Origin of the sequence: Pseudomonas sp. URMO17WK12:I9 (assembly GCF_900230165.1) — a bacterium.
Classification (GTDB): domain Bacteria; phylum Pseudomonadota; class Gammaproteobacteria; order Pseudomonadales; family Pseudomonadaceae; genus Aquipseudomonas; species Aquipseudomonas fulva.
The window spans coordinates 949,639-974,656 of the sequence record NZ_OCMQ01000001.1; the positions used below are offsets into that span (position 1 = coordinate 949,639).

General features: G+C 59.9%; 30 protein-coding genes and 1 tRNA gene. 15 read left to right on the top strand and 16 right to left on the bottom strand.

Annotated elements, in window-relative coordinates; genetic code table 11:
* Window positions 1–14: 14 nt before the first annotated feature.
* The 3 genes from CRP40_RS04170 to CRP40_RS04180 all read right to left on the bottom strand — a co-directional run bounded on the left by CRP40_RS04170 (window position 15) and on the right by CRP40_RS04180 (window position 1,624).
* On the bottom strand, window positions 15–1,001 hold the full coding sequence (locus tag CRP40_RS04170) for a DUF1852 domain-containing protein (RefSeq protein WP_027916124.1): 987 nt from the start codon (window positions 999–1,001) through the stop codon (window positions 15–17).
* Between the two features lie 129 nt (window positions 1,002–1,130).
* Window positions 1,131–1,367, bottom strand: coding sequence for a hypothetical protein (locus CRP40_RS22140; protein ID WP_080992835.1), 237 nt, complete (start codon window positions 1,365–1,367; stop codon window positions 1,131–1,133).
* A 35-nt stretch (window positions 1,368–1,402) separates the two neighbouring features.
* Complete coding sequence (locus CRP40_RS04180) at window positions 1,403–1,624, bottom strand: hypothetical protein (protein ID WP_027916123.1); 222 nt, start codon at window positions 1,622–1,624, stop codon at window positions 1,403–1,405.
* A gap of 367 nt (window positions 1,625–1,991) precedes the next feature.
* On the opposite strand from CRP40_RS04180, the gene CRP40_RS04185 reads away from it, so the two are divergent.
* Window positions 1,992–2,225 (top strand): hypothetical protein, encoded by a 234-nt coding sequence (locus CRP40_RS04185; RefSeq protein ID WP_027916122.1) that lies wholly within the window; start codon window positions 1,992–1,994, stop codon window positions 2,223–2,225.
* Window positions 2,226–2,324: 99 nt separating this feature from the next.
* Here the strand turns inward: CRP40_RS04185 and adhP are convergent, their stop codons facing one another.
* Entirely contained in the window at window positions 2,325–3,335 is a 1,011-nt protein-coding gene (adhP, locus tag CRP40_RS04190) for an alcohol dehydrogenase AdhP (protein WP_027916121.1), read from the bottom strand.
* A gap of 432 nt (window positions 3,336–3,767) precedes the next feature.
* Between adhP and CRP40_RS04195 the strand changes: the two genes are divergently transcribed.
* The gene (locus CRP40_RS04195; protein ID WP_027916120.1) at window positions 3,768–3,956 is read left to right on the top strand and encodes a hypothetical protein; all 189 of its coding nucleotides are present in this window, start codon (window positions 3,768–3,770) and stop codon (window positions 3,954–3,956) included.
* A 59-nt stretch (window positions 3,957–4,015) separates the two neighbouring features.
* Here the strand turns inward: CRP40_RS04195 and CRP40_RS04200 are convergent.
* Window positions 4,016–4,100: transfer RNA gene (locus CRP40_RS04200), tRNA-Leu, on the bottom strand.
* Window positions 4,101–4,390: 290 nt separating this feature from the next.
* On the opposite strand from CRP40_RS04200, the gene CRP40_RS04205 reads away from it, so the two are divergent.
* The 3 genes from CRP40_RS04205 to CRP40_RS04215 are packed head-to-tail and all read left to right on the top strand — an operon-like array spanning window position 4,391 to window position 7,366.
* Window positions 4,391–5,545, top strand: coding sequence for a PAS domain S-box protein (locus CRP40_RS04205; protein ID WP_027916119.1), 1,155 nt, complete (start codon window positions 4,391–4,393; stop codon window positions 5,543–5,545).
* 10 nt (window positions 5,546–5,555) lie between these two features.
* Entirely contained in the window at window positions 5,556–7,001 is a 1,446-nt protein-coding gene (locus tag CRP40_RS04210; protein ID WP_027916118.1) for an ATPase domain-containing protein, read from the top strand.
* An 11-nt stretch (window positions 7,002–7,012) separates the two neighbouring features.
* Window positions 7,013–7,366, top strand: coding sequence for a response regulator (locus tag CRP40_RS04215; RefSeq protein ID WP_027916117.1), 354 nt, complete (start codon window positions 7,013–7,015; stop codon window positions 7,364–7,366).
* A gap of 41 nt (window positions 7,367–7,407) precedes the next feature.
* Here the strand turns inward: CRP40_RS04215 and csrA are convergent, their stop codons facing one another.
* From csrA to CRP40_RS04255, 8 genes are all read right to left on the bottom strand, one after another.
* Entirely contained in the window at window positions 7,408–7,599 is a 192-nt protein-coding gene (gene csrA, locus CRP40_RS04220) for a carbon storage regulator CsrA (protein ID WP_027916116.1), read from the bottom strand.
* Window positions 7,600–7,852: 253 nt separating this feature from the next.
* Window positions 7,853–8,875, bottom strand: coding sequence for a DNA topoisomerase IB (locus tag CRP40_RS04225; protein WP_027916115.1), 1,023 nt, complete (start codon window positions 8,873–8,875; stop codon window positions 7,853–7,855).
* 71 nt (window positions 8,876–8,946) lie between these two features.
* Window positions 8,947–10,038 carry a molybdenum ABC transporter ATP-binding protein gene (modC, locus tag CRP40_RS04230; protein WP_027916114.1) on the bottom strand — a complete coding sequence of 364 codons (1,092 nt, stop codon included), beginning with the start codon at window positions 10,036–10,038 and terminating at the stop codon, window positions 8,947–8,949.
* 1 nt (window position 10,039) lies between these two features.
* Window positions 10,040–10,720: a molybdate ABC transporter permease subunit gene (gene modB, locus CRP40_RS04235; protein ID WP_027916113.1), complete on the bottom strand. Its 681-nt coding sequence runs from the start codon at window positions 10,718–10,720 to the stop codon at window positions 10,040–10,042.
* Window positions 10,720–11,472: a molybdate ABC transporter substrate-binding protein gene (modA, locus tag CRP40_RS04240; protein WP_027916112.1), complete on the bottom strand. Its 753-nt coding sequence runs from the start codon at window positions 11,470–11,472 to the stop codon at window positions 10,720–10,722. The genes modB and modA overlap by 1 nt, the downstream gene beginning before the upstream one ends.
* A 116-nt stretch (window positions 11,473–11,588) precedes the next feature.
* Complete coding sequence (locus CRP40_RS04245) at window positions 11,589–12,665, bottom strand: nitronate monooxygenase family protein (RefSeq protein ID WP_027916111.1); 1,077 nt, start codon at window positions 12,663–12,665, stop codon at window positions 11,589–11,591.
* Between the two features lie 39 nt (window positions 12,666–12,704).
* Window positions 12,705–12,875 (bottom strand): hypothetical protein, encoded by a 171-nt coding sequence (locus CRP40_RS21895; RefSeq protein ID WP_088523181.1) that lies wholly within the window; start codon window positions 12,873–12,875, stop codon window positions 12,705–12,707.
* Between the two features lie 8 nt (window positions 12,876–12,883).
* Complete coding sequence (locus CRP40_RS04255) at window positions 12,884–13,186, bottom strand: DUF1883 domain-containing protein (RefSeq protein WP_027916110.1); 303 nt, start codon at window positions 13,184–13,186, stop codon at window positions 12,884–12,886.
* 159 nt (window positions 13,187–13,345) lie between these two features.
* On the opposite strand from CRP40_RS04255, the gene CRP40_RS04260 reads away from it, so the two are divergent.
* From CRP40_RS04260 to CRP40_RS04295, 8 genes are all read left to right on the top strand, one after another.
* Complete coding sequence (locus CRP40_RS04260; protein WP_027916109.1) at window positions 13,346–13,708, top strand: hypothetical protein; 363 nt, start codon at window positions 13,346–13,348, stop codon at window positions 13,706–13,708.
* Between the two features lie 77 nt (window positions 13,709–13,785).
* Window positions 13,786–14,436: a c-type cytochrome gene (locus tag CRP40_RS04265; RefSeq protein ID WP_027916108.1), complete on the top strand. Its 651-nt coding sequence runs from the start codon at window positions 13,786–13,788 to the stop codon at window positions 14,434–14,436.
* Entirely contained in the window at window positions 14,433–15,344 is a 912-nt protein-coding gene (locus CRP40_RS04270; protein ID WP_027916107.1) for a c-type cytochrome, read from the top strand. The genes CRP40_RS04265 and CRP40_RS04270 overlap by 4 nt, the downstream gene beginning before the upstream one ends.
* 183 nt (window positions 15,345–15,527) lie before the next feature.
* A complete protein-coding gene (galU, locus tag CRP40_RS04275) occupies window positions 15,528–16,367 on the top strand; it encodes a UTP--glucose-1-phosphate uridylyltransferase GalU (RefSeq protein ID WP_027916106.1) in 840 nt (279 codons plus the stop codon).
* Between the two features lie 148 nt (window positions 16,368–16,515).
* Window positions 16,516–17,871: a glutathione-disulfide reductase gene (gene gorA / locus CRP40_RS04280; protein ID WP_027916105.1), complete on the top strand. Its 1,356-nt coding sequence runs from the start codon at window positions 16,516–16,518 to the stop codon at window positions 17,869–17,871.
* A 248-nt stretch (window positions 17,872–18,119) separates the two neighbouring features.
* Window positions 18,120–18,683 carry an alkyl hydroperoxide reductase subunit C gene (ahpC, locus tag CRP40_RS04285; protein WP_027916104.1) on the top strand — a complete coding sequence of 188 codons (564 nt, stop codon included), beginning with the start codon at window positions 18,120–18,122 and terminating at the stop codon, window positions 18,681–18,683.
* A 186-nt stretch (window positions 18,684–18,869) separates the two neighbouring features.
* Window positions 18,870–20,432, top strand: a complete 1,563-nt coding sequence (ahpF, locus tag CRP40_RS04290) for an alkyl hydroperoxide reductase subunit F (protein ID WP_027916103.1) — start codon at window positions 18,870–18,872, stop codon at window positions 20,430–20,432.
* Between the two features lie 146 nt (window positions 20,433–20,578).
* Window positions 20,579–20,767 (top strand): hypothetical protein, encoded by a 189-nt coding sequence (locus tag CRP40_RS04295; protein ID WP_027916102.1) that lies wholly within the window; start codon window positions 20,579–20,581, stop codon window positions 20,765–20,767.
* Between the two features lie 3 nt (window positions 20,768–20,770).
* Here CRP40_RS04295 and CRP40_RS04300 read toward each other — a convergent pair whose 3' ends face one another.
* From CRP40_RS04300 to nhaR, 3 genes are all read right to left on the bottom strand, one after another.
* Window positions 20,771–21,418 (bottom strand): DUF480 domain-containing protein, encoded by a 648-nt coding sequence (locus tag CRP40_RS04300; protein ID WP_027916101.1) that lies wholly within the window; start codon window positions 21,416–21,418, stop codon window positions 20,771–20,773.
* Window positions 21,419–21,493: 75 nt separating this feature from the next.
* A complete protein-coding gene (gene sstT / locus CRP40_RS04305) occupies window positions 21,494–22,705 on the bottom strand; it encodes a serine/threonine transporter SstT (protein WP_027916100.1) in 1,212 nt (403 codons plus the stop codon).
* 83 nt (window positions 22,706–22,788) lie between these two features.
* On the bottom strand, window positions 22,789–23,682 hold the full coding sequence (gene nhaR / locus CRP40_RS04310) for a transcriptional activator NhaR (protein WP_027916099.1): 894 nt from the start codon (window positions 23,680–23,682) through the stop codon (window positions 22,789–22,791).
* 132 nt (window positions 23,683–23,814) lie between these two features.
* Here nhaR and CRP40_RS04315 point away from each other — a divergent pair, with 132 nt between their 5' ends.
* Window positions 23,815–24,054: a hypothetical protein gene (locus CRP40_RS04315; RefSeq protein ID WP_027916098.1), complete on the top strand. Its 240-nt coding sequence runs from the start codon at window positions 23,815–23,817 to the stop codon at window positions 24,052–24,054.
* 29 nt (window positions 24,055–24,083) lie between these two features.
* Entirely contained in the window at window positions 24,084–24,836 is a 753-nt protein-coding gene (locus CRP40_RS04320; protein ID WP_027916097.1) for a TerC family protein, read from the top strand.
* The last annotated feature ends 182 nt before the right edge of the window (window positions 24,837–25,018 follow it).

Genomic DNA, 25,018 nt, shown 5'->3' on the forward strand with positions numbered 1-25,018 from the left:
GTGCGAGGAGGCGATCAACCTGCGAAGTGTGCAGACCATTGTTCGAGCAGCGTGTGGTAAGGCTTGATGAAGTGGGCCTCAGCGAACGTTCCTTGTTCAACGGCCAAACGGCTGCGCTCTACACGGTCGTAAACAATGCGCGTCAAAGAGTAGTCTTCGTGTTGCAGGCTAGGCTGATACGTGGCGCCGGCCGTTGCATTGGCGTTATAAATTTCGGGACGATAGATTTTCTGAAAGGTTTCCATCGTGCTCAAGCTGCTGATCAGTTCCAATGAGGTGTAGTCATTGAGCAAGTCGCCCGAACAGTACAAGGCCAGCGGCGCCCGGCTGCCTGCAGGCATGAAATAACGAACACGCAAGCCCATTTGCTTGAAATAAGCATCGGTCAATGAATAGTCATCCTGCCGGTACTCTTGGCCCAACACGGGGTGGTCATGCCCCGTGCGCTGATAGGTTCTGCTACTTGACACGCTCAGGCAAATGACCGGTGGCTTGATAAAGTGTTGCTGGTAAACCGATGAGCCCACAAACCCTTTGAAAAGTTTACCGTGCAGCACGCCAAAATCGGCAGGGGCACTGAAGTCCGGGCGGTGGACGTTATAGGCGGGCAGCACGATGCTGAAATCGTAATCGCGCACATAGGACGAAAAGTTGTTGCCGGCTATGCCCGGCAAACGCTGGCCGGTGTGATGATCAATGACGGCAGTGGACAGTATTTCGATCAAGGGCAGCGGCGTATGCGTGACCTCGGTTGTAAAGTGAATGTACACCGATACGATATCCAGCTCTACGGTGTAGCGGTCACCGGCAGGGTTGTCCCAGTGGGCCAGCGCGTTGAAGCGATTATTGATCATGCTCAGTGTGTGGCGAAGGTTCTGTTCGCGAAGTGAACCCCTTGCCAAGTTGGCAAAGTTGGTGGTCAGCCGCGTGTTTTCGCACGGGCAATAATGTTCGTCAAATCGCGTGCGTTTGAGCGAGTAGGTAATGGCTTGATGCGTCATGAGTATTGAGGTCCACTCGTTGAGTCTGTCCCTGTAAAGTGGGGGTCATCTTAGAGTGAGCGCACAGGTATCCCTACTGAATTGATTTCAGCACAGGATCAAGAGGACTCATGAAGCCAGGCGCACGCGTCAGCCTTCAGGAAGGCTGACGCCACAGACAAAGTCATTCGAGCCCAGGCGATGAGCGCCATATTCCACCACATACCCACTCCCTCGACGTTGGGCTTCGATGTGGGCCGTACGCTGGTCAGCGTAGACGTCGACAAAATGCCACGGATGACGATCTCTCAACACGCCCCAGCCCAGTACCCACCCTGGCTTGTGTGGATCAGCAGGCAGGTTCCTCTTAAGACTACGGATACTCATTCGAGACTCCCGTGGCGACCGGTTAACGCGTTGGCTCAACAGGTGTAGAGGATGGTGTATGACGCATCGCACCTGGGTACGATCACGACGGGTTTTTCGAACAACTGGTTGCCGTGAATGGTCGTCGTGAAGTGCGCCTTCTCCAGGCGTGCCCAGAGGCCCAGATCATGTATTTCAATGCGCGTAGCAACACGAGCTTGATGGCTGAGTTCGTGTTGGATGCGCGTTACAACATCACTCGCTTCTTCTTCTGTCATGACGATTACTCCGGTTGAGCAGAAACGTCCACGTCCCATAGAACCTGGACCTTGAACGGGGACTCCTGTGTAAGTAGAGCGCAATACTTCGCTGTTGGTGACCTTCTCCGACGAACGTAGCAGCGCCTTGATAACTGTTCGAGGCGCGTGGAGATCATGGCTGATGTGGAGGCGGGGACAGATAAACACAGCAGGGACTGCTAGTCTCAAGGTACCTGTTGATCGCTTTGGCTGAACCTCGCGCGGCAGTGGGGGTCATCAAGTAAGAGACCCACGATTTATTGCGTTTTGCGTTGCCAGTTTCTGAAAGGTTGGCTCGCTATGATCAGGCTCATCAGGTGAACACCTTCCGCAAAGGAGTCAGGCAATGGACTATTCCAGTATGGTCGAATCTTTGAACAAGATGCTCAAGGCGGCATCGGACGAGCGTGAGCATGCGCAGGCTTGTGCAAAGGCCAAGGACGCCTGTGAGAAACCGCGTGCAGAAGTGGAGGAAGCCGAGGTCATGGCGCAGCTGCCAGGATCTCAGGTCTGGGTCTATGAAGGGCGCAGCAGAAAAGCGACGACGTCGGCCTATGCGGTGCGAGGTCATGGCCGTTGAGCACGGCGCTCAGCGGTCTGCAGCCACCCTTGCAGTGGCTTGCGACCCCGATGAACAGGGCCGCTGCCCGCTGCACACAGCTTGAGTGGAGGGCCTCGTTCAGCCCTCGAACTGGATCACCATCCGGCCCTTGATGCGCCCATCGAGCATCTCTTCGAAGATCTGATTGATGTCTTCGATGGGGCGCAGGCTGACCTTTGGCACCACCTTGCCTTCGGCAGCAAATTGAAAGGCCTCTTGCAGGTCCTGGCGCGTGCCCACCAGCGAACCGATGACCTCAATGCCATCGAGCACCAAGCGCGGGATATTCAGGTTCATCGCTTCTGACGGTAGCCCCACGGCCACCAGCCGCCCACCGGCACGCAGAGCATCGACGGCCGAATCGAAGGCGCCCTTGGCCACGGCGGTAACCACAGCGGCATGGGCGCCACCGGTCTGGGCCTGGATGACCTTGGCAGCATCCTGGCTGGAGGGGTTGATGGTAAGATCGGCTCCCATTTCAGTCGCGAAGCGCAGTTGCTCTTCGTTGACATCAATCGCAATGACCTTGGCGTTGAAGACGTTCTTGGCGTACTGCAGTGCCAGGTTGCCCAGCCCGCCGAGGCCGTAGATTGCGATCCACTGGCCGGGACGAATGTTGGACGTCTTGACTGCCTTGTACGTGGTCACGCCTGCGCAGGTGATACTGCTGGCCGCAGCGGACGATAGCCCTTCCGGTACCTTTACCGAGTAGTCGGCCTTGACGATACAGGCCTCCGCCATGCCACCGTCTACGGTGTAACCGGCGTTCTTGACCTGCCGGCACAGCGTTTCATTGCCGCTGGTGCAATACTCGCAGTGGCCGCAGCCCTCATAGAACCAGGCCACGCTGGCGCGGTCGCCCGGTTTGAGGGACGTTACGCCAGGACCGACGTCCTGCACCACGCCAATGCCTTCATGGCCCAGCACAATACCCGTCTTGTCGCCGAAGTCACCGTTCTTGACGTGCAAATCAGTGTGGCAAACGCCGCAACACTGCATTTTCAGCAGGGCCTCGCCGTATTCGAGAGGGCGAACATGTTTTTCGACCACCTCAACGCGACCGCCTGGGGCTACGACAGCAGCTTTCATACGAACCTCCGTGTCTATTCGGTTGACTTGAAGCTAGCCCATGCAGAATAGCGCCCGCTTGCAAGTGGAAAACTGCCGCAGGTCATAGGAAGGCGGTGGCGTTGAGGACGGCGACAAAAAGAAAAGCCCGCGGCAAGAATGCGGCGGGCTGCAAGAACATACGGAGCACGGTCAGAGTGCCAAGGCGAATGTGATCATTTCGTGAAGAGAAGGTGATGGGTACGTCGTACGTGAAGAAAATGTGCGACTGGGCAGTGGCAGGCCCTGCTGACCGACAAAAAAATGCCCGCCAGGAACGAGCGGGCCAACAACGTCTTTAAGGGAGAGCTCCTACGTTGAACGCAGGGCGTTAACCTGGGATTAAGTCACTGCGGCGTTGACCGCAGAAGCCGTTGAGCCTATACAGGCGTGCCACTTGAATCGAGGCTCATTATGCGCGACGACGACCTGCACGAACCTGAGCATGATCATTTGCTGGATCATGAATTTCACGATGAACAAGACGCGCTCGAGCCGGATGCCCATGGGGCGCAAGACGAGATCGAGATGCCATCGCTTGACGCGCTGGAAGAAGAAGAGCGCGATCATCCTGCGTGGTTCGACGACTGCGAGGATGAGTGATGGCGGGCCAGCAAAGGACAGGCAACAAAAAAGGCGCCTTGGGCGCCTTCTTCAGGATGTGGTGCGAGTGGCGGGACTCGAACCCGCAAGGCTCACGCCGACAGATTTTAAGTCTGCTGTGTATACCAATTCCACCACACTCGCACGCTTGAAAGGGCCACGGGGGCCGGCTCACTTCAGACAGAAGGGCTGTGCAATCAAGGCGGCTTTATAACCCACCGTTATAGCAGAGTCAACCTTGGCTGCCATATTCCGCACATCGCATCCCATCACACCTGGCCGATTGACAGTGTCATGAGCTTGGCCCAATGTTAGCCAAGTCACTGGATGTGATGGTCGGGCCGACGACTGCGCAATGAAGGTGAACAGCGTGCGTCAAGGTCTGAGCTCTAGCCGTTTGGATGATGTTCACCTGCCGTGCCGATGGAGCTCGCATGGTTTCAACTGATTGCCAGGTCAATTCAGATATGCCTGCTCATCGTTACGAGCAATTGGTCCAGTCGGTGGTGGACTACGCCATCTACATGCTCGATACCACCGGCCATATCGCCTCGTGGAATGCGGGCGCCCAGAGGATCAAGGGCTATAGCGCCGATGAAGTGGTGGGGCGTCATTTTTCCCTGTTCTTCACGCCTGAAGACTGCGCCGAAGGCAAGCCTGAGCAGTTGTTGCGTCAAGCGCTCGAACAGGGGGTGTCGCGGCATGAAGGGTGGCGCCAGCGCAAAGACGGCACGCGCTTCTGGGCATTGGTGGCCCTCGATGTGGTTCGCGATGACCAAGGCCAGGTCGTCGGGCTTGCCAAGGTCACGCGGGACATTACCGACCGCCGTGAGTCAGCGATGCAACTGGACGCCGTCAGAGCGCAGCTGTTCGAGGCTCAGAAGCTCGAGGCGCTGGGTCAGTTGACCGGTGGCCTGGCACATGATTTCAACAACCTGCTGACCATTATCCTCAGCTCTGCACGCTTGGCCCTTGCCGCCCCGGACCCAGAGCGCGTTCAGCGCATGCTGCACAACATTCTGGAAGCTGGCCAGCGCGGCACCGACCTGACCCGTCAGCTGCTCAGCTTTGCGCGTCATCGCAAGCTCGAGGTGACCTGTATAGAGCCGGCCAAACTGATCGACGCCACCCATGGATTGCTTGTTCACGCACTGCCCAGTTCGGTCACACTGGATGCGCGAGTGCAGCCCGATCTTCCCATCATCGAAGTGGATGCTGGTCAGTTGCAAATGGTGTTGCTCAACCTGCTGTTCAATGCCCGGGATGCCATCGCCGAGGAAGGCCGCATCGTGCTGACCGTCGAAGCGGTGTCGCTGACAGGTGAGGTCGATGGCCTGCACGGCCACTTCGTGTGCTTCGAGGTGCAAGACAGCGGCGAGGGCATGGCGGCGGAGGTACAGCCACGTATTTTCGAACCCTTTTTCACCACTAAACCCTTCGGTCAGGGCACCGGCCTGGGCCTGAGCCAGGTGTACGGATTTGCCAGGCAAAGCGGCGGTGCCATCAGCGTGCAAAGCGAGCTGGGGGTCGGCACGTGCATGCGGCTGTATTTACCCGTTCATTCAAGCCAGCCAGTTACCGAGCCGTGAGGGGCACAGCATGACTCAGACACTCAAGCGATTGTTGACAGGTATCGACGGGCTCGATGCCCTGCTCAAAGGTGGGTTGGTGGCGGGTGCGTCGTACATCGTGCAGGGCCCACCTGGCGCAGGCAAGACCATTCTGGCCAACCAACTGGCCTGCGAGCATGTGCGCAAGGGGGGCCGGGCGCTGGTGGCAACGTTGCTCAGCGAGTCCCATGAGCGGCTATTTCAATACTTGGGCACGCTGGACTTCTTCGACCCCTCGATGGTCGGCGATCAGATCCAGTTCGTCAGCGCTTTCGACACCCTGGAGCAGGATGGCCTTGATGCCGTGGTCAGGTTGCTGAGGCAGGAGATCAGTCGACACAAGGCCAGCCTGCTCATCGTCGATGGCGTACTCAATGCCCGCCTACGTGCCGAAACATCGCTCGATACCAAAAAATTCGTCTCGGCGCTGCAAGGTCACGCGGCCTTTGCCGGCTGCACCGTACTGTTGTTGACCAGTGCGCGGCTCGAAGAAGGCAGCCCTGAACACACGATGGTCGACGGCGTGATCGAACTGGGTGAGCAGATGATGGGTAGCCGCGCCGTTCGCACGATTCAGTTGCGCAAGACACGTGGCAGTGGAGCCTTGTCCGGGCGTCACGAGTGCCTGATCGACGATACCGGTGTGAGGGTGTTTCCGCGTCTGGAGTCGTTGTTCGCCAAGCCCAGTGCGCCCGCTAGTGCAGTTGCATCCCGGATCAGCAGTGGTGTGTCGACGCTCGACGACATGCTCGATGGCGGACTGTCCTGCGCCTCTGTAACGCTTCTGATCGGCCCGTCGGGCATTGGCAAGACCTCGCTTGGCATGGCGTTTCTGGCGGCCAGCACACCCCAGGCGCCCGGCTTGCATTTCGGTTTCTACGAATCACCCGATCGCCTGCGCATCAAGGCGGCTTCGCTGGGGTACGACTTTGCAGCCATGGAACAGACCCAGAGCTTGACACTGTGCTGGGAGCCTTGTACGCAGGTGCTGCTGGATCAGCTGGGTGCGCGCTTGATCGAACAGGTGCAGGCAACCGGGGCCAAGCGAGTCCTTATCGACAGCCTGGGCGCGTGGAGCCGCCTGTCCACGGAACCTGACCGTCTGAATGCCTTTTTTCGCGCGTTGACCGGAGAGCTGCGCAATCGAGAGGTGAGTGTGATGCTGACCTGGGAAATGCGCGATATCTTTGGTGCGGAGATCACTGCGTCGGCGCCCGATTTATCAAGCATCGTCGACAACCTGGTGTTGATGCGATTCGTTGAGCACGACGGCACCTTGCGCCGAATGCTCTCCATCCTGAAAGTACGCGACAGTGCTCACGACGCGTCTTTGCATGAGCTTGTAATCGCATCGTCTGGGATCTCACTGCGTAGAGCGTTCGAAGGCACCAGTGGGGCCCTTTCTGGCACAGCCGTGCCGCAAGGGAGCCTTTAGGTTTCTCTTACATGAAGACTGTGCTGATCGTCGACGACGAATACCTGATAGCCGAGATCTTGGGTTTTGCCCTGGAAGACGAAGGGTATGCGATCGAAAAGGCGAGTAACGGCCAGAAAGCGCTGGAGGTACTCAAACGCGTACAGGTGCAGTTGGTCATCACCGACTACATGATGCCCGTGCTCAATGGTCAGGAGCTGGTACGTGCCATGCGGGCAGATCCTGCCTTGCGAACGCTGCCGGTCATCCTCATGAGCGGCGCCCAGGCCAGCGAGGGATGCCCGACATTATTCGCGGCAGTGTTCGACAAGCCATTCGACATGGGCGAGATGATTGCGACCGTGCGTGGCCTACTGAAGGGCTAAGGCTGTGGGCGCATCCCTGCAGCCCGCTTGAATGATCGGTGTCAATCGTCCTGCTTCTCAGGGGCCGGATTGCCGGCCTGGATGCGTTTGAAGATCTCCTCGCGGTGCACTTGAACGTCCTTGGGTGCGTCGATGCCTATTCTCACCTGCATCCCTTTGACGCCCAGAATGGTGACTTTGATGTCATCGTTGATGACGATGCTCTCGCCAACCTTACGGGTGAGTATCAGCATGTACTTCTCCTTGGTGATAAAAAAGTCCGCAGGCCATGTGCGCTAGCGGTGGGAGCCTATCCCTTTTCCTTCCATTAAAGACGCTTTAGAAGCCTAGTAATTCCCAAAATGTCAAAATCTATGGCACGAAGAAGGGATGCGAACAGCCAGCTACCGTATAAAGGATTTGTAGGACAAGGTGCTCTGTTGGGAAGGATAGTGGGGGCCTCGTTCAATAGGAAATACCTTTGCATCATGGAGTGGATAGACAAGCTCAATGTGCGGCCTGCTGTTCCAATGCCTTGAGAAAGACCAGCAAAGCGACCTCTTCCGGGTCCAGCCCCTTGCGCACTCGGCTCTTGGGCAAGGCGGCCAGCCGCCCGAGTGTGTAATGCTCCAGCACCGCTGGGTGGATATAGCAGCGTCGGCACACGGCGGGGGTGTTGCCCAGGCGCGAGGCGACTTGTTTGACAATGGCAGCGACCTGGCGCTTGGCCTCGGTTTCAGGCTCCCAGGCCAAGGGTCTGAGCAGGTCCAACGCAAGACTGCTGCCGGCCCAGGTACGGTAGTCCTTGGCCGTGAAGTCGGCGCCAGTCAACTGTTGCAAAAACTGATTGATGTCGCTCGAACCAATGCTGTGACGCTGGCCATCGGCATCCAGATACTGGAACAGCGCTTGGCCGGGCAGTTCCATGCAACGCTTCAGCAAGGCCGCCAAGCGTCGGTCACGCAGCGTCACATCGTGCTCGACGCCACGCTTGCCACGGAACTGAAAGCGGATGGTACTGCCCTTGACCTCTACATGTCGATTGCGCAGGGTCGTCAGCCCATAGGACTTGTTGTCGCGCATGTAGCGCTGGTTGCCAATGCGGATGAGGGTATGGTCCAGCAGGCTGACTACCAGGGCCATGACCTTTTCACGGTCAAGGCCCGGTCGTGACAAGTGGGTTTCCAATTGTGAGCGCAGCTTTGGCAATGCCTGGGCGAAGGCGAGCATTCGGCCGTATTTGTGCTGGTCACGGGTTTCACGCCATTGGGCATGATAGCGGTACTGCTTGCGGCCACGGGCATCGCGGCCAGTGGCCTGCAAGTGCCCTTGCGGGTCGGCGCATATCCAGACATCGGTATAGGCCGGTGGGATCACCAGTGCGGCGATACGTGCCAGTGTTTCAGGGTCGCGGACCCGTTCACCATTGGCGTCCAGGTAGATGAAGCGGTCGCGCCAGCGGCGACGAGTCAAGCCGGGCTGGCTGTCGTCGACGTAATGCAGCGTTTCGGGAAGCGGGCAGTCGAGCATGGGCGGCAGGCCTCGATCAAGTCACTGATCAATGGACAACGGCCGCTTGGCCGTTGCTCCATTTCTGCGCGTCAGCTCAGCAATGCAACCGATTTGATCTGTGCATACAGGCGCTGGCCTGGGTGTACCCCAAGCTGGTCCGCCGAGAAACGCGTAATACGGGCGAGCAGGGTGCTGCCGTCGGCATCCAGGCTGACCAATAAATGGGCTGGGTTGTCGGCAGCGTGGGTGGCGCGTACCTGAACCTGCACTCGGTTGAGGATGCTTGAGGTGCCGTCGGCGGTGAGCGCCAGGCTGACATCGCGAGCGTGGACCTTGACCCTCAAGGCGCTGCCCAGGGCCCGGATGGGGTGTGCGAAACGTAGTACGAGCCCGTTGTTGCCAGGCAAGCGCAATTCAAGCAGGTCGTAGTGCGGGTCATGGCCTGTCACCTGGCCTTCGAGCACCACGCCGGCATCCTCGCCCTGAGCCAACGATAAGTCCAGACGCGCCAAGGTAGGGGCAACCGGGCCGCTCGCTACCACACGTCCATGCTCCAGCAGCACGACGTGGTCAGCCAGCCGCGCCACTTCGTCCTGTGCATGGCTGACATAAACCACAGGCACGTCCAGTTCCTCGTGCAGGCGCTCGAGGTAAGGCAGGATTTCACGCTTGCGGGGCCCGTCCAAGGCAGCCAGGGGCTCATCCATCAGCAGCAGCCGGGGGCTGCTGAGCAGCGCACGGGCAATCCCGACGCGTTGCGCCTCGCCCCCCGATAGCGTCGAGGGCAGGCGCGCCAGCAGGTGGCCGATGCCCAGCAGCTCGCTGGCGTGTTCCAGGCCCACCTTGCGCTGGGTCCACGGCACACGGCGCCAGCCGAACTCCAGGTTGCCACGCACGGTCAGGTGCGCGAACAGGCTGGGCTCCTGGAAGACGTAGCCCACCGGGCGCTGATGGGGCGGTAGAAAGACGCCACGAGCGGTGTCCTCCCAGACCTCGCCATTGATTTCCACATACGCTTGGCCAGGGCGCTCCAGCCCGGCCAGACAGCGCAGGCAACTGGTTTTGCCCGAGCCAGAGTGTCCAAACAAGGCGCTGATACCGCGCCCTGGCAGTTGCAGGTCGACGTCCAGGGTGAAAGCGTCGCGTGCCAGTTTCAGGCGTGCCACGATCGAGTGCGTCATGTCAGTTCCAGCCCGCATTGCCGCGTCGGCCTGCGTACAGCAACAGCAGCACCAAGAAAGAGAACGCCAGCATGGCGCCTGCGAGCCAGTGCGCCTGGGTGTAAGCCATCGCCTCGACATGGTCGAAGATCTGCACGGATACCACGCGGGTCTTGTCTGGAATGTTGCCCCCGATCATCAACACGACACCAAACTCGCCTACGGTGTGGGCAAAACCCAGGATGCTGGCGGTGATGAAACCCGGACGGGCCAGTGGTAGCGCCACATGCACGAAACTGTCCCAGGGCCCGGCGCGCAGCGTGGCCGCCACTTCCATGGGTCGCTTGCCAATGGCGGCAAAAGCGTTTTGCAACGGCTGGACCACAAAGGGCATCGAGTAGATGACCGAGCCGATTACAAGGCCCGAGAAGCTGAACACCACATTGCCCAGGCCCAGTGCCGCAATCCCTTGGCCAAGCCAGCCATGCGGGCCTAGTGCAATCAGCAGGTAAAACCCGATCACCGTCGGCGGCAGTACCAAGGGCAGGGCAACGATGGCGCCTATCGGGCCGCGAAACCATGACCGCGTGCGTGCCAGCCACCAGGCAACCGGTGTGCCTACGATTAAAAGAATCAGGGTGGTCAGGCTGGCCAGCTTCAGGGTGAGCCAGATGGCGCCAAGGTCACTGGCATCGAGCGGCATCAGATTTCATAGCCATAGGCTTTGATCACCGCAGCTGCCTTGGGGCCCTTGAGGTAGTCCACCAAGGCCTTGGCAGCCGGGTTGTCTTTGCCTTTTTCCAGAATCACCGCGTCTTGGCGAATGGGGTCGTGCAAGGAAGCCGGGACGATCCAGGCCGAACCGCTCTGCACCTTGCCATCTTTGAAGATCTGCGACAGCGCCACGAAGCCCAGTTCTGCGTTACCGGTAGAGACGAACTGGAAGGCTTGGGTGATATTTTGACCTTCTACCCATTTGTCGCGCGTCGCCTCGGTCAGCTTGAGCTTTTCTAGCACTTGCGTGGCCGCCAGGCCGTAAGGGGCGGTCTTCGGGTTGGCGAGCGCGAGGTGCTGGTATGCATTGCGCTGCAAGACTGCGCCCTTGTCATCCACATACCCAGGCTGGGCCGACCACAGGGCCAGCGTGCCGATGGCGTAGGTAAAGCGTGAGCCTGGCACGATGGCGTGCTCTTTCTCGAGCTTGGCCGGGGTGCTGTCGTCTGCGGCCAGGAACACTTCGAAAGGGGCACCGTTGTTGATCTGGGCATAGAACTGTCCGGTAGCGCCGTAGGCTGCAATCAGCTTATGGCCGGTGTCCTTCTCGAAGTCCTTGGCGATGGCCTGGATGGGTGCGGTGAAGTTGGCAGCGACAGCCACCTGGACCTCGTCGGCCCAGGCAGTGTTCAGGGTGATCAGGCTGGCGAGGGCGGCTAGGTAAGGCAGGCGAGAACGCATTGGGAAAGCTCCTGGTTTTCGTTATATGCCTGACTATATAGCGCTTCGCCAGTTGCTTGCAGCTGTTTTTATTGGATCGAGGCTCAAGCAAGGCACGGCGCGCTCGATCGGTCCGGTTAGCGGTTCAGACGAGCCAATGCCTTGTCTGCAATGTCACGGGTCAGGTCTGCAGCGGACAAGTGCCGGCCGAGGCGTAGTGCCTGGCCTGCCCAAAGGTTGCTGAAATCACTGCTGCCTTGGGCTTCAGTGATTGCCCGCAGTGGCATCAATGCGCCACCTGCGAGCGGAAATCGGGGTGCCTGCGCGCTCATGGGGCCCAGCTCGCGCATCAGGCGATTATGGATACCGCGGGCCGGGCGACCGGTGAACAGGTTGGTCAGGGCCGTGTCGCTGGCGGGCGCGCTGTCCAGCGCCTGCCGATGAAACGACGACACGGTGGCTTCGGGGCAGAACAGGTAGGCGGTGCCGATCTGCACCGCAGAGGCACCCAATGCCAGTGCGGCCAGCACACCACGGTGATCGCCAATGCCACCGGCCGCAATCACCGGTACATCGACGGCATCGACCACCTGCGGCACCAGCGCAAGCGTACCGATTTGGGTGGTGATGTCTTCACTGAGGAACATGCCGCGATGCCCGCCAGCCTCATAACCCATGGCGATGATCGCATCACAGCCGCGATCCTGCAGCCAGCGTGCCTCTTCGACGGTTGTGGCACTGGACAGTACTCGGGCCCCACTGGCTTTGACCCTGCGCAGCAGGTCAGCCTGAGGCAGGCCGAAGTGAAAACTCACCACTTCAGGGCGCAGGTGCTCGACCAGCTGGCAGCTGTGTTCGTCGAAAGGCGCGCGGTTGGACACCGGTGCAGGTGCTTCGAAATCAGCCCCCAGCGTTCGATAGTAGGGCTCGAGCACCTGCTTCCAAGCGGTGAGGGCGTCAGCATCGGATGCCGGTACCTGATGGCAGAAGAAGTTCAGGTTCAGGGCGCGGCCAGGGCTGGCGGCTCGAAAGACAGCGATTTGCTCGCGTACCTGCTGGTGCGTGAGCATGGCGCAAGGCAATGCGCCCAGACCACCGGCCTGGCTTACCGCAATAGCCATCGCCGTACCTGATGCCCCGGCCATCGGCGCTTGAAGGATGGGCAGTTCGATACCCAGCAAATCGAGAACACGGCGATCGGGCCACTGGCTCATGCGACGCTCCTTCAGGCGCAATGGATGGAGACTGGGCGATTAGAGTGCCTTGCTGACCTGGATGTCGCTGACCTTGTCCACGTCTTCACCATGGATCTTGCGCAGGGCTTGTAGCGCTTGTTCCCGAGAGTCGTCTGACATGAGGGCGAAATCCCAGCGGCGCTGGCCTTCGAGCTTGTACTTGATGACGTACTTGATGGTTTGGGTCATGGCTGGCCTTACCTGAGCTGCGACGAGGAACGACGGATGATCTTGATCTTGTGCGTAAGGCTGGGCTTGCGCGTGACCGAGATCGGACGGGTCGTCACAGTATCGATGGTGATGTTCCAGAAACCGGTGCTGGGCACGGTGATCTTGGCGGGGAACTTGTCGAAGTGGCCGCCGTGATAGGTGTGACGACCGCCATTCTTGAAGCTGCGGAAGTTGGCGTCGTTCATCAGACGGATGTTGCAGCGCTGGGAGCACTCGATGACGACGATGTCGTCCTCGTTGAGGTGCTCGCGCTGGTGTACGAATTTCATGTGTGGCTCCGCAAAGTCTGGTTTTGCAAACGCGCACGATAACACGATGCGCGGTGAGCGCGCCGGGCTGCTGACCGGGCGCAGATAAATCTGCCAGTACAGGGAGCAAAAGAGCCAGATCACGGTCGAACGGTGTTCCTGATGACAGAGGTGCAGCAGATGAAGTGGATGTTGGCGGCGTGGATGCTGACCCTGGCCGGGTGCGCCAGTGTGTCTGACCTAGAACAATCCCATGAGACGATGGATGTGATGTCAGGCAAGACGCCACGTGAATATGCCGACTGCGTGAAGGCCCGGCTGGCCGACTCGCGTGGCCCGTTGACGGAAGAAAAACGCGGTGATGGATTGCGTTTGATCGTGCCGCAGAAGTTTTCGCCAGGCGAGGGCCCAGGCGCGCTTCTGGATATCAGCCAGCGTGGCAACAATGGCAGCAGCATCAAGTTGCATGAACGTCTGAGCAACTTCCCATTGCGCCCGGGTGATGTGCGTAAAGCCGCGACGGCTTGTATTTCCGGGGATTGACCCAGCGCAAGTGACCGACCTCCTTTTGCTTATATGTTTTGGGCCTAAGCATATAACAATAGAAAAGGAGGTTCGTGATGAGACCATTCAGCGTCATGGTGATCGGTGGCCTGATGTCCCTGGCCTGGGCATCGGCCCACGCTGCAGATGGCCAGAAAGTCTTTACCCAAGGGGGCGCCGACCCTGCAGCCCTCGCCTGCATCGGATGCCACGGTGCCGATGGCAACGGTATCGGCGCAGCAGGCTTCCCACGGCTCGCCGGCCTGCCGGCCCCTTACTTGAGCAAGCAACTGCGTGACTGGCGCAATGGTACTCGACAGCAGGCGGTCATGGCGCCCTTGGCAAAGGCATTGTCCGAGGACGAGATCACAGCGGTGAGTGCCTACCTGGCCAGCTTGCCGGCGCCGGCAACCGGTGACCTGCGTCGTCAGCAAATCGCCAATGATCCAACGCTGCGGCTTGCGCTTTATGGCGACTGGAACCGGCACGTCCCTGGATGTATCCAGTGCCACGGCCCAGGCGGTAGCGGCGTAGGCGAGCATTTCCCGCCGTTGTCTGGCCAGCCCGCCGCTTATCTGGCGGCTCAACTGAACGCTTGGCGTGATGGAACGCGCAGCAACGACCCCAACCAGTTGATGGTCGGCGTGGCCAAGGCCATGACCCCCGACGAGATCACGGCCGTTTCCGCGTTTTTCGCTCTTCCTGCCAACCTGGAGGCCAAGCCATGAAGCCTTTGCTTACAGCCCTGCTGCTGGCAGCAGGTAGCGTTCACGCCAGCCCCGTGACCATGGAAGACCAGTCCCAGCTCAAAGTGCCGAATGCACAGGCGCAACCGCGCTTCGTGCCGCCGGCAGAGGGCGAGTTGCCGGACAATGCGTTTGGGAAGATGGTGCGCGAGGGGCACGCCCTGTTCGTCGATACCCGACGTCTGATGCCTGAAGCGGTTGGCAACGGCATGAACTGCTCTAATTGCCACCTTGATCAAGGGCGCATGGCGCACTCGGCCCCTCTGTGGGGCGCTTACCCGATGTACCCGGCCTACCGAAAGAAAAACGACAAGGTCAACACGTATGCCGAGCGAATCCAGGGATGTTTTCAGTTCAGCATGAACGGCAAGCCGCCGGCGGCTGACAGCCCGGAGATGACCGCGCTGTCGGTTTATTCCTACTGGCTCTCTACCAAAGCGCCGACCGGTGTGCCGTTGGCCGGGCGAGGCTATCCGGAAGTGGCGCCGCCAGCGGGGGGCTATGACTTCAAGCGTGGGCAGCAGGTGTACCTCGAGCAGTGCGCGATCTGCCACGGCAAGAAGGGCGAAGGCCAGAAGGTGGCGGGCGAGTATGTGATGCCGCCGCTATGGGGCAGGGACGCCTACAACTGGGGGGCGGGCATGCACCGGATCAATACGGCGGCGTCATTCATCAAGTACAACATGCCGCTGGGTCGACCGGGCTCGCTCAGCGACCAGCAGGCCTGGGACGTGGCGGCCTGGATAAACCGGCACGAGCGGCCCCAGGACCCGAGGTTGGTAGAGGGCTCCATCGAGAAAACCCGCCTGAAGTTCCATGCCAATGATGGGGTCAATCTCTACGGCCAGAAGATCGAAGGTGTGTTGATCGGGCAGGGCACCGGTCGCTGAAAGCTGGGCAACGGCCTGGAGGGGTGACGTACCGGTGAGGAATATTGGGCGGCCCTTTGAACTATCCGTGAGCGGTTGCCTCTATGTTCCCAACGATCGGCCACAGGCGGGGCATTGTAAGGTGACCGCCGCCTGATTAGACTGCGCCGTAACCCCCAGGCCTAGCCTTTGTTAAGGACGTTTATGATCAAGAAATGCTTGTTCCCGGCAGCCGGCTATGGCACTCGCTTCCTGCCAGCCACCAAAGCCATGCCGAAGGAAATGCTGCCAGTGGTCAACAAGCCGTTGATCCAGTACGGCGTTGAGGAAGCATTGGATGCAGGGTTGAGCGAGATCTCCATCGTTACCGGCCGCGGTAAGCGCGCACTGGAAGATCACTTCGACATCAGCTACGAGCTGGAAAACCAGATCAAGGGCACCGACAAGGAGAAGTACCTGGTAGGCATTCGTCGCCTGCTGGACGAGTGCTCGTTCTCCTACACCCGTCAGACCGAAATGAAAGGCTTGGGTCACGCGATCCTCACTGGCCGTCCCCTGATCGGCGACGAGCCGTTCGCAGTGGTGCTGGCCGATGACCTGTGCGTCAACCCGGAAGGCGATGGCGTGCTGACCCAGATGGTGAAGCTGTACAACCAGTTCCGTTGCTCGATCGTCGCCATTCAGGAAGTCGATCCGCAGGAAACCAACAAATACGGTGTCATTGCCGGCGACATGATTCGTGACGACATTTTCCGTGTCACCAACATGGTTGAGAAGCCCAAACCCGAGGATGCGCCGTCCAACCTGGCCATCATCGGCCGTTACATCCTGACGCCCGACATCTTCGATATCATCGAGAACATCGAGCCCGGCAAAGGCGGTGAGATCCAGATTACCGACGCCTTGATGAAGCAAGCCCAGAGCGGCTGCGTGATCGCGTACAAATTCAAAGGGAAGCGCTTCGACTGCGGTGGCGCCGAGGGCTACATCGACGCGACCAACTTCTGCTTCGAGAACTACTACAAGGCTGGCAAGGCTTACTGAGCCCCTGCTGCAAGCCAGGCGCATTTTTTCTTGCCGCCTGATGCTTGAAGCTTGAAACTGCCGGTACCAAGCTGCAAGTGACAAGCCACGCTGCCCGTTCGTGCAGCCTGCCGCTTGAAGCTTGCAGCTTTTTTTTGGAGAACGAAAAGTGGCCTACGATTTTGATCTGTTCGTGATTGGCGCCGGCTCCGGTGGCGTGCGCGCTGCACGTTTCGCTGCCGGTTTTGGCGCCAAGGTAGCGGTTGCCGAGAGCCGCTATTTGGGCGGCACCTGCGTCAACGTGGGGTGTGTGCCCAAAAAGCTGCTGGTGTATGGCGCCCATGTGGCTGATGAGCTGGAGCAGGCGGCTGGATACGGCTGGACCCTGGAAGAAGGGCACTTCGACTGGGGCACCCTGATTGCCAACAAGAACCGTGAAATCGAACGGCTCAACGGTATCTACCGCAACCTGCTGGTCAACAGCGGCGTGACCCTGGTTCAAGGTCATGCGCGCATCACCGGACCTAACGAGGTCGAAGTCGAAGGCCAGCGCTACAGTGCCGAGCACATCCTGATCGCCACTGGCGGCTGGCCCCAGGTGCCGGACATCCCGGGCAAGGAATTGGCGATCACCTCCAACGAAGCGTTTTACCTCAAGGACCTGCCGCGGCGGGTGTTGGTGGTGGGCGGCGGCTACATCGCGGTGGAGTTTGCCGGGATCTTCCAAGGGCTGGGCGCCGCGACAACGTTGTTGTACCGCGGCGATCTGTTCCTGCGCGGCTTCGATGGTTCGGTGCGCACTCACCTGAAGGAGGAGCTCGAAAAGCGCGGGCTCGATTTGCAGTTCAATGCTGACATCCAGCGCATCGACAAGCTTGAGGATGGCAGCCTCAAGGCGACGCTCAAGGACGGGCGGGAACTGGTTGCCGACTGCATCTTCTACGCCACCGGCCGGCGTCCAATGCTGGACAACCTTGGCCTGGAAAACACTGGTGTCGAACTTGATGACAAGGGCTACGTGCGCGTAGACGATCAGTACCAGACCACGGCGCCTTCGATCCTGGCCATTGGAGATGTAATCGGCCGTGTGCAGTTGACCCCGGTGGCATTGGCCGAAGGCATGGCTGTGGCCAGGCGTCTGTTCAAGCCGGAGCAGTACCGCCCCGTGGATTACCAGAACATCCCCACGGCCGTGTTCAGCCAGCCGCCTATCGGCACGGTAGGGCTCACTGAAGAACAGGCCGTCGAGCAGGGCTACGAGGTCAAGGTCTTTGAAAGCCGCTTCCGCGCCATGAAGCTGACCCTCACCGACATTCAGGAAAAGACCTTGATGAAGCTGGTGGTAGATGCCAAGACCGACAAGGTACTGGGTTGCCACATGGTCGGGCCGGATGCAGGCGAGATCATCCAGGGCCTTGGCATCGCACTCAAGGCGGGCGCGACCAAGCAACAGTTCGATGAAACCATCGGCGTGCACCCCACGGCAGCGGAAGAGTTCGTGACTCTGCGCACGGTGACCCGCTGACTCAGCCCAGGCCGCATGCAACGTGCGGCCTGCTTGCGGGGCGACGATTACGTAATCGTCGCCCCATGCGCGGTCGGTTTCATAGGCTAGCCGCGCGCTTGGGCATTACCGCGGTAAGCGCTCTCTAATCTGTCCCACTCATAGCCAAAACCAATCATGAGCATCAGGTTTGCCAATGAGCCTTTATCGGTCCATGCGGTTAGGATTCTCTCCGTCAACTGATTTCAACCCATGAAGGAGCGTCTCTCATGCCTATCATCAACAGCCAGGTCAAACCGTTCAACGCCACTGCCTACCACAAGGGCGAGTTCCTCCCGGTCAGCGAAGCCGACCTGAAAGGCAAATGGTCTGTCGTGTTCTTCTATCCAGCCGACTTTACGTTCGTTTGCCCGACCGAGCTGGGTGACCTTGCTGACAACTATGCCGAGTTCCAGAAACTGGGCGTTGAGATCTACGGTGTTTCCACCGACACCCACTTTACCCACAAAGCGTGGCACGACACCTCGGACACCATCGGCAAGATTCAGTACCCACTGATCGGCGACCCGACCCATGTGATCGCCCGCAACTTCGACGTGCTGATCGAAGAAGCCGGCCTGGCGGACCGCGGTACCTTCGTGATCAACCCCGAAGGCCAGATCAAGATCGTCGAGCTGAACGACGGCGGTGTGGGTCGTGACGCCACCGAGCTGCTGCGCAAGGTCAAGGCTGCCCAGTATGTCGCCGCCCACCCAGGCGAAGTCTGCCCAGCCAAGTGGAAAGAAGGCGAGGCCACTCTGGCGCCGTCGCTGGATCTGGTCGGCAAGATCTGATTGTCGCCCGATAAGCGCCTGTGCAGCGGCAGCGCCGCACAGGCCTTGCGGGATGAGCAGCCAGTCATGTGCCAAACGCGGGCGGTAAGCAGCCGCCACAGCTGAACCACTTACCGCCCCGTCAAACGCCCGGGCGACTTCGCCTGGGCGTTTTTGTATCTGAGTTTGAAAAAGGAAATCGCCCGTATGTTGGACGCCACGCTTAAATCGCAACTGAAAACCTACCTGGAGCGGGTCACCCAGCCGATCGAGATCGTTGCCTCCCTCGACGACGGTGCGAAGTCCCGCGAATTACACGACCTGCTGGTGGAAATCGCCGGCTTGTCCAGCCTCATCACCCTGCGAGCCGATGGCGACGACGCCCGCCGCCCTTCGTTCTCGCTCAATCGCCCCAACGGCGACATCAGCCTGCGTTTTGCTGGTATTCCCATGGGCCACGAGTTCACCTCCCTAGTGCTGGCGCTGCTGCAAGTGGGCGGCCACCCCTCCAAGGCCAGCCTGGAAGTGATCGAGCAGATCCAGACGCTGGAAGGTGAGTTCAACTTCGAGACTTACTTCTCGCTGTCCTGCCAGAACTGCCCGGATGTGGTCCAGGCATTGAACCTGATGGCGGTGCTCAACCCCAGCGTGCGCCATGTAGCCATCGATGGTGCGTTGTTCCAGGCTGAAGTCGATGCCCGCCAGATCATGGCCGTGCCCAGCGTGTACCTCAATGGTGAGGTGTTCGGCCAGGGGCGCATGGGCCTTGAAGAAATTCTTGGCAAGATCGACACCAACGCCGGCGCACGTCAGGCCGAGAAGCTCAACGCCAAACAAGCATTCGATGTACTGGTCGTAGGCGGTGGCCCGGCGGGTGCCTCTGCCGCCATCTATGCCGCGCGCAAGGGTATCCGCACTGGCGTGGCCGCCGAACGGTTCGGCGGGCAGGTGCTCGACACTATGGCCATCGAGAACTTCGTTTCCGTGCATGAAACCGAAGGCCCGAAACTGGCCACCGCGCTTGAAGAACACGTCAAGCAGTATGACGTGGACATCATGAACCTGCAGCGCGGTGAAGCACTGATTCCGGCTACCGACGGTGGCCTGCATGAAGTGCGCATGGCGAGCGGGGCTTCGCTCAAGGCCAAGACGGTCATCCTGGCCACCGGTGCTCGCTGGCGCGAAATGAATGTGCCGGGCGAACAGCAATACCGTGGCCGTGGCGTGGCCTACTGCCCGCACTGTGACGGCCCGTTGTTCAAGGGCAAACGCGTGGCGGTGATTGGTGGTGGTAACTCTGGCGTGGAAGCGGCGATCGACTTGGCGGGTATCGTGGCGCAGGTGACGTTGATTGAATTCGACAGCCAGCTGCGTGCCGATGCGGTGCTGCAACGCAAGTTGCACAGCTTGCCTAACGTGACGGTCATCACCCAGGCACTGACCACCGAAGTGATCGGCAATGGCGAGAAAGTGACTGGCCTGCGCTACAAGGACCGCACCAGCGACATCGAGCATGAGCTGGCGTTGGAGGGGATTTTCGTTCAGATCGGTCTGTTACCGAACACTGATTGGCTCAAAGGCACCGTTGAACTGTCGGCACGCGGCGAAATCATCGTCGATGCCAGAGGGCAGACCAGTATTGCCGGTGTGTTCGCCGCAGGTGACGTGACGACGGTGCCTTACAAGCAGATCGTGATCGCCGTTGGCGAAGGGGCCAAGGCGTCTCTGGCCGCCTTCGACCACCTGATCCGCACCTCCGCGCCTGCATAAGCGACATTTCAGCAGAACCGCAACCCTCGCATGAACTGGCCGTGCCCCACGGCGCAGCGCATGCGGGGGTCTTGTCATGGGCCTGGCTAAACCCACGAGCCATGAGGGTGTCTATGCTTACAAGCAGACCCCTCAGGAGCCACGCCATGACCCTGATCAGCCGCGAACCCTGGTGGCTAGTGCCGCCAAAGCCCGGGCAGACTGAACAAGACCTGCACTGGGGCTACCTTGAGATCTACAGCAACGGCCACACGGTGTTTGTCGACCAGCGCCCAAGCGATCGCGAAATGACCGAGCGCAAGAGCTGCCGCAACTTCCCCAAATCAGACCGCTGAAGACTAGCCGCCTAGTGCGTCCAGGCGCGCTTCCAGTGCAGCGATACGCGCTTCCAGTGCCTCGATTCGATCCTGCGTAACCGTACTGGTACCACTTCGCATTGAGCTCTCCTGCTGCTTTGCAGCCAGAATGGCTTTGATGTCTGCCGGGTCACCCAACGCATGAGTGTAACGGTCCTCACGCTGGCCAGCCTGACGCGGCAGGTGCACGGCCAAGTTCCGTGACACCAGACGTTCTAGCTGGTGGCGAACTTGGTCGGTGTCGTCGAAATCGTGCAGGCGGTTGCTACGGGTCAGCAACTCGCTCAAGGTTTGCGGGCCACGCAGGAACATCAGCCCCATCAACACCAGCTGCGCAGGAACCAATTCCAGCGCCTTGTCCACCCGGTGTTCCCAGCGGTCGGCGCGGCTGCCCATCTGCAAGCGTGCCATCTGTCGTGCTTCGAGGCTGCGCAGCGCCTGACCCACTTGGCCCTGGGTAAGGTTCATCACCGGTTCGCGGCTGGTCTTCTGGTTACAGGCCAGGAGCAGGGCGTTGAGGGTAAGCGGGTAACTTTCCGGGCTGGTGGCCTGTTTCTCGATCAGCGAGCCGAGCACGCGAATCTCGACGCTGCTCAAGCGACCTTCAGTGGTGGTGTCTTGCTCGGACATGGCCCTGTCTCATTGCTGGGAAAAGGCCATTAGCGTAGGTGTATGAGGGGAGGGCCGCAAGACGGCCCGGCTAAATCAGGCGCTGCGGCGCGCTTCGGCCTGGCAGGCGGCTGCGGTGAACAGCACGTCGGTGGAGGAGTTGAGCGCGGTCTCGGCAGAATCCTGCAGCACGCCGATGATGAACCCCACCGCCACAACCTGCATGGCGATCTCACTGGGAATGCCGAACAAGCTGCAGGCCAATGGGATGAGCAGCAGGGAGCCGCCGGCCACACCGGACGCACCGCAGGCACAGACCGCCGCTACCACACTGAGCAACACTGCCGTGGGAAGGTCCAAGGGAATCCCCAAGGTGTGCACCGCCGCCAGCGTCAATACGGTGATGGTGATTGCAGCGCCAGCCATGTTGATCGTGGCCCCCAGCGGAATGGATACCGAATAAGTATCCTCATGCAGCCCAAGGCGTTCGGACAACGCCATGTTCACAGGGATGTTGGCTGCCGAACTGCGGGTGAAAAATGCAGTGATGCCGCTTTCGCGCAGACACAGCAGGGTGAGTGGGTAGGGATTTCGACGGGTTTTCCAGAATACGATCAGCGGGTTCATGACCAGGGCGACGAACAGCATGCACCCGATCAGTACCGCCAGCAGGTGCAGGTACCCCAACATGGCTTTGAGCCCTGACTGAGCCAAGGTGGAGGTGACCAGGCCGAAGATGCCCAGTGGCGCAAAGCGAATGACGATGCGCACGATCAGCGTGACGCCGTTGGACAGGTCGTCGACCACCTTGCGGGTGGTGTCACCGGCGCGGCGCAACGCGATGCCCAGGCCGATAGCCCAGGTCAGCACGCCGATGAAATTGGCATTGAGCAACGCGTTGATCGGGTTGTCGACCGCACTGAGCAACAGGTTCTTCAACACCTCACCGATGCCGCCCGGTGCACTCAGGGCGGCATCCGCTGCGTTCAGTACCAGGTGCGAAGGAAATACCATGCTGGCAACCACCGCCACGACAGCCGAGGCGAATGTGCCGAGCAAGTACAGCCCCAAGATGGGGCGGATATGGGTTTCCTGTCCGTGCCGGTGATTGGCAATCGATGCCATGACCAGAACGAAGACCAGCACTGGCGCCACCGCCTTCAAGGCACTGACGAACACCGTACCGAGAAAGCCCAGGTCACGGGCAACGGTGGGGGCGATCAGGGCAAGCGCGATACCTGCCACCAGGCCGATAACGATTTGCGTCACCAGGCCGGTGCGGTTGAGAAGGCGAAGAAGCGGTGTCATGCGCAGCGAGGTCCTGAAATTCGAAAAGGGCTGGACTTTACCATAGACCTCGCCCAGGCACTTACTGCCCGTTGTGGGGAGCGCTACCAGTTGAACAGGTCGCGTCGCGCCCCTTCGGTGATGGCAACGATGCCAGGATGCTTGACCTTGCGCTCGACCGAAATGGCGTAGAAGGACTCGTTCACGGCCTCGGTTTGCCCAATCAACTGTACGCCATACTGCCGACACACTTCTTCGGCAATCACGCTGGGCGCCACGAAGATGCCGCTGCCAGACTGCCCGAACGCCTGCATCAAGGCACTGTCGTCGAACTCGCCGACGATGCGCGGTTGAAGATGTTGATCACCAAGCCAGCGTAGAAGGCGGCTGCGCAGCACCGTTTCTTGCCCGGGTATGAGCAGCGGCGCATCGTGCAGGCATTCAGGGAACGGGCCATCGTGCTGAAGGGCCAATGTTGGGGTTGCGAAAAAGCTCAGGCCGCATTCTCCCAGTTTCTGGCTATACCCTTTGATGTCCAGGTGGGGCGGCATCGGGCTGTCTGAAATGACCAGGTCCAGTCGCTGAATGGCAAGGTCGGCCAGGAGCCGCTCCAGCTTGTCTTCACGGCAGTTGATGCGCAGCACGTTCTCAAGCTCCATGGTGGGTGCCAATAATCGATAGACAATGGACTTGGGCACCACGTCAGCCACCCCGACCCGGAACAGGATCTGCTCCTGAGGGCCGGCACGCAGCATGGCTTCGAGTTCGCCCCCCAGCTGGAACATCTGCTCGGCATACGTCAGCGCCTGGCGTCCGGTCTCAGTGAGTTCCAATTGCCGGCCAACCCGCTGGAACAGCTCGACGCCATAAGCCTGTTCCAATAGCGTGATCTGACCGCTGATGGTCTGTGGCGTCAGATTCAATTGCTCGCTCGCCCGAACGATGCTGCCGGTTCGGGCTACCACCCAAAAGTAGTGGAGCTGGCGATAGTTAAGCATTAGCGCAGATGCCGATTCGGAAAAACCGAAGTATATCGCTTGAAAATACGAATTTTACAGAAGTATTGCGCCCTCTAGAATCCACTTCATTCAGGCGGATACGAGCCTGCGCACATCATTCCGGAGGCGCCTATGCTGTATTTCAAATCAATGGGTACTGCGCTGGTCATGAGCATGACGCTGTTGGCCCTGGCCGGCTGCGATCAGGCCGAGAAGTCTGCCCAGCAAGTGCTTGACCAGGCGGCGAAGTCGGCTCAGCAGGTGATCGAGCAAACCAACCAGGCGGCCCAGCAGGCCTTGAGCGACGCGCTTGGGACCGACCGGCGAGAGCCCGAGCAAGATGACACCGCTTCCGAAACCCAGGACATTTGATCCCCAACCCGCGTGACAGGATGTGAACAATGGAATATTTGCTGGAACTTGCCGCTAGCCCGACAGCCTGGGTGGCGCTCGCCACGCTGGTGGCCATGGAAGTTGTACTGGGTATCGACAACCTGATCTTCATCTCCATCCTGACCAACAAACTGCCAGTCGCGTATCGCTCCAAGGCGCGCCGCATCGGTATCAGCATGGCGCTGGTGATGCGCCTGGCACTGCTGAGCACCGTTGCCTGGATCGTGCAGCTGACCGACCCTGTGTTCGAGGTGTTTGGCAACGCCTTCTCCTGGAAGGATGTGATCCTGATCGCGGGCGGCCTGTTCCTGCTGTGGAAGGCCACTAAGGAAATTCACGAGAACGTCGATCCACACGGTGCCAAGGAAGAGTCCAAGGCTTCTTCTACCGTTACCTTGGGCTTCGCCGCAGCGATTTTCCAGATTCTGCTGCTCGATATTGTGTTCTCGGTAGACAGCATTATCACCGCAGTAGGCATGACTGAGCACTTGCCTATCATGATCATCGCCGTGATCACTGCCGTGATCGTGATGATGGTGGCGGCCGATCCGCTGGCCAACTTCATCAACGACAACCCAACCGTTGTCATGCTGGCGCTCGGTTTCCTGATCATGATCGGCATGACGCTGATCGCGGAGGGCTTCGGAGCCCACGTGCCCAAGGGCTATGTGTATGCCGCCATGGCGTTCTCAACCGCTATCGAGATTCTGAATATCCTGGCGCGTCGAGCACGGCTGAAGCGTGAGGCCAAGCAAGGGTGACAGCAGGCGGGGCGCATGGCGCCCCATTCGCTGCATGTTTCAGGTGGGTTCAGTGCGCCGCTGCTGCGTGTGGAGCACGCCGTGCAGGGGCGGGTTGAGGGCGTGGCTGTGGTTGCGCAACGGGTTGAGCGTGCCGCCGTGCGATGCGCAGTACGCCCCAGAGCATGGCCGCTGCAACGCTG

Excerpts from the sequence above, each read along its gene's own strand:
- CRP40_RS04170 (WP_027916124.1), bottom strand. The coding sequence starts at position 1,001 with ATGACGCATCAAGCCATTACCTACTCGCTCAAACGCACGCGATTTGAC.
- CRP40_RS22140 (WP_080992835.1), bottom strand. The coding sequence starts at position 1,367 with ATGAGTATCCGTAGTCTTAAGAGGAACCTGCCTGCTGATCCACACAAG.
- CRP40_RS04180 (WP_027916123.1), bottom strand. The coding sequence starts at position 1,624 with ATGACAGAAGAAGAAGCGAGTGATGTTGTAACGCGCATCCAACACGAA.
- CRP40_RS04185 (WP_027916122.1), top strand. The coding sequence starts at position 1,992 with ATGGACTATTCCAGTATGGTCGAATCTTTGAACAAGATGCTCAAGGCG.
- adhP (WP_027916121.1), bottom strand. The coding sequence starts at position 3,335 with ATGAAAGCTGCTGTCGTAGCCCCAGGCGGTCGCGTTGAGGTGGTCGAA.
- CRP40_RS04195 (WP_027916120.1), top strand. The coding sequence starts at position 3,768 with ATGCGCGACGACGACCTGCACGAACCTGAGCATGATCATTTGCTGGAT.
- CRP40_RS04205 (WP_027916119.1), top strand. The coding sequence starts at position 4,391 with ATGGTTTCAACTGATTGCCAGGTCAATTCAGATATGCCTGCTCATCGT.
- CRP40_RS04210 (WP_027916118.1), top strand. The coding sequence starts at position 5,556 with ATGACTCAGACACTCAAGCGATTGTTGACAGGTATCGACGGGCTCGAT.
- CRP40_RS04215 (WP_027916117.1), top strand. The coding sequence starts at position 7,013 with ATGAAGACTGTGCTGATCGTCGACGACGAATACCTGATAGCCGAGATC.
- csrA (WP_027916116.1), bottom strand. The coding sequence starts at position 7,599 with ATGCTGATACTCACCCGTAAGGTTGGCGAGAGCATCGTCATCAACGAT.
- CRP40_RS04225 (WP_027916115.1), bottom strand. The coding sequence starts at position 8,875 with ATGCTCGACTGCCCGCTTCCCGAAACGCTGCATTACGTCGACGACAGC.
- modC (WP_027916114.1), bottom strand. The coding sequence starts at position 10,038 with ATGACGCACTCGATCGTGGCACGCCTGAAACTGGCACGCGACGCTTTC.
- modB (WP_027916113.1), bottom strand. The coding sequence starts at position 10,720 with ATGCCGCTCGATGCCAGTGACCTTGGCGCCATCTGGCTCACCCTGAAG.
- modA (WP_027916112.1), bottom strand. The coding sequence starts at position 11,472 with ATGCGTTCTCGCCTGCCTTACCTAGCCGCCCTCGCCAGCCTGATCACC.
- CRP40_RS04245 (WP_027916111.1), bottom strand. The coding sequence starts at position 12,665 with ATGAGCCAGTGGCCCGATCGCCGTGTTCTCGATTTGCTGGGTATCGAA.
- CRP40_RS21895 (WP_088523181.1), bottom strand. The coding sequence starts at position 12,875 with ATGACCCAAACCATCAAGTACGTCATCAAGTACAAGCTCGAAGGCCAG.
- CRP40_RS04255 (WP_027916110.1), bottom strand. The coding sequence starts at position 13,186 with ATGAAATTCGTACACCAGCGCGAGCACCTCAACGAGGACGACATCGTC.
- CRP40_RS04260 (WP_027916109.1), top strand. The coding sequence starts at position 13,346 with ATGAAGTGGATGTTGGCGGCGTGGATGCTGACCCTGGCCGGGTGCGCC.
- CRP40_RS04265 (WP_027916108.1), top strand. The coding sequence starts at position 13,786 with ATGAGACCATTCAGCGTCATGGTGATCGGTGGCCTGATGTCCCTGGCC.
- CRP40_RS04270 (WP_027916107.1), top strand. The coding sequence starts at position 14,433 with ATGAAGCCTTTGCTTACAGCCCTGCTGCTGGCAGCAGGTAGCGTTCAC.
- galU (WP_027916106.1), top strand. The coding sequence starts at position 15,528 with ATGATCAAGAAATGCTTGTTCCCGGCAGCCGGCTATGGCACTCGCTTC.
- ahpC (WP_027916104.1), top strand. The coding sequence starts at position 18,120 with ATGCCTATCATCAACAGCCAGGTCAAACCGTTCAACGCCACTGCCTAC.
- ahpF (WP_027916103.1), top strand. The coding sequence starts at position 18,870 with ATGTTGGACGCCACGCTTAAATCGCAACTGAAAACCTACCTGGAGCGG.
- CRP40_RS04295 (WP_027916102.1), top strand. The coding sequence starts at position 20,579 with ATGACCCTGATCAGCCGCGAACCCTGGTGGCTAGTGCCGCCAAAGCCC.
- CRP40_RS04300 (WP_027916101.1), bottom strand. The coding sequence starts at position 21,418 with ATGTCCGAGCAAGACACCACCACTGAAGGTCGCTTGAGCAGCGTCGAG.
- sstT (WP_027916100.1), bottom strand. The coding sequence starts at position 22,705 with ATGACACCGCTTCTTCGCCTTCTCAACCGCACCGGCCTGGTGACGCAA.
- nhaR (WP_027916099.1), bottom strand. The coding sequence starts at position 23,682 with ATGCTTAACTATCGCCAGCTCCACTACTTTTGGGTGGTAGCCCGAACC.
- CRP40_RS04315 (WP_027916098.1), top strand. The coding sequence starts at position 23,815 with ATGCTGTATTTCAAATCAATGGGTACTGCGCTGGTCATGAGCATGACG.
- CRP40_RS04320 (WP_027916097.1), top strand. The coding sequence starts at position 24,084 with ATGGAATATTTGCTGGAACTTGCCGCTAGCCCGACAGCCTGGGTGGCG.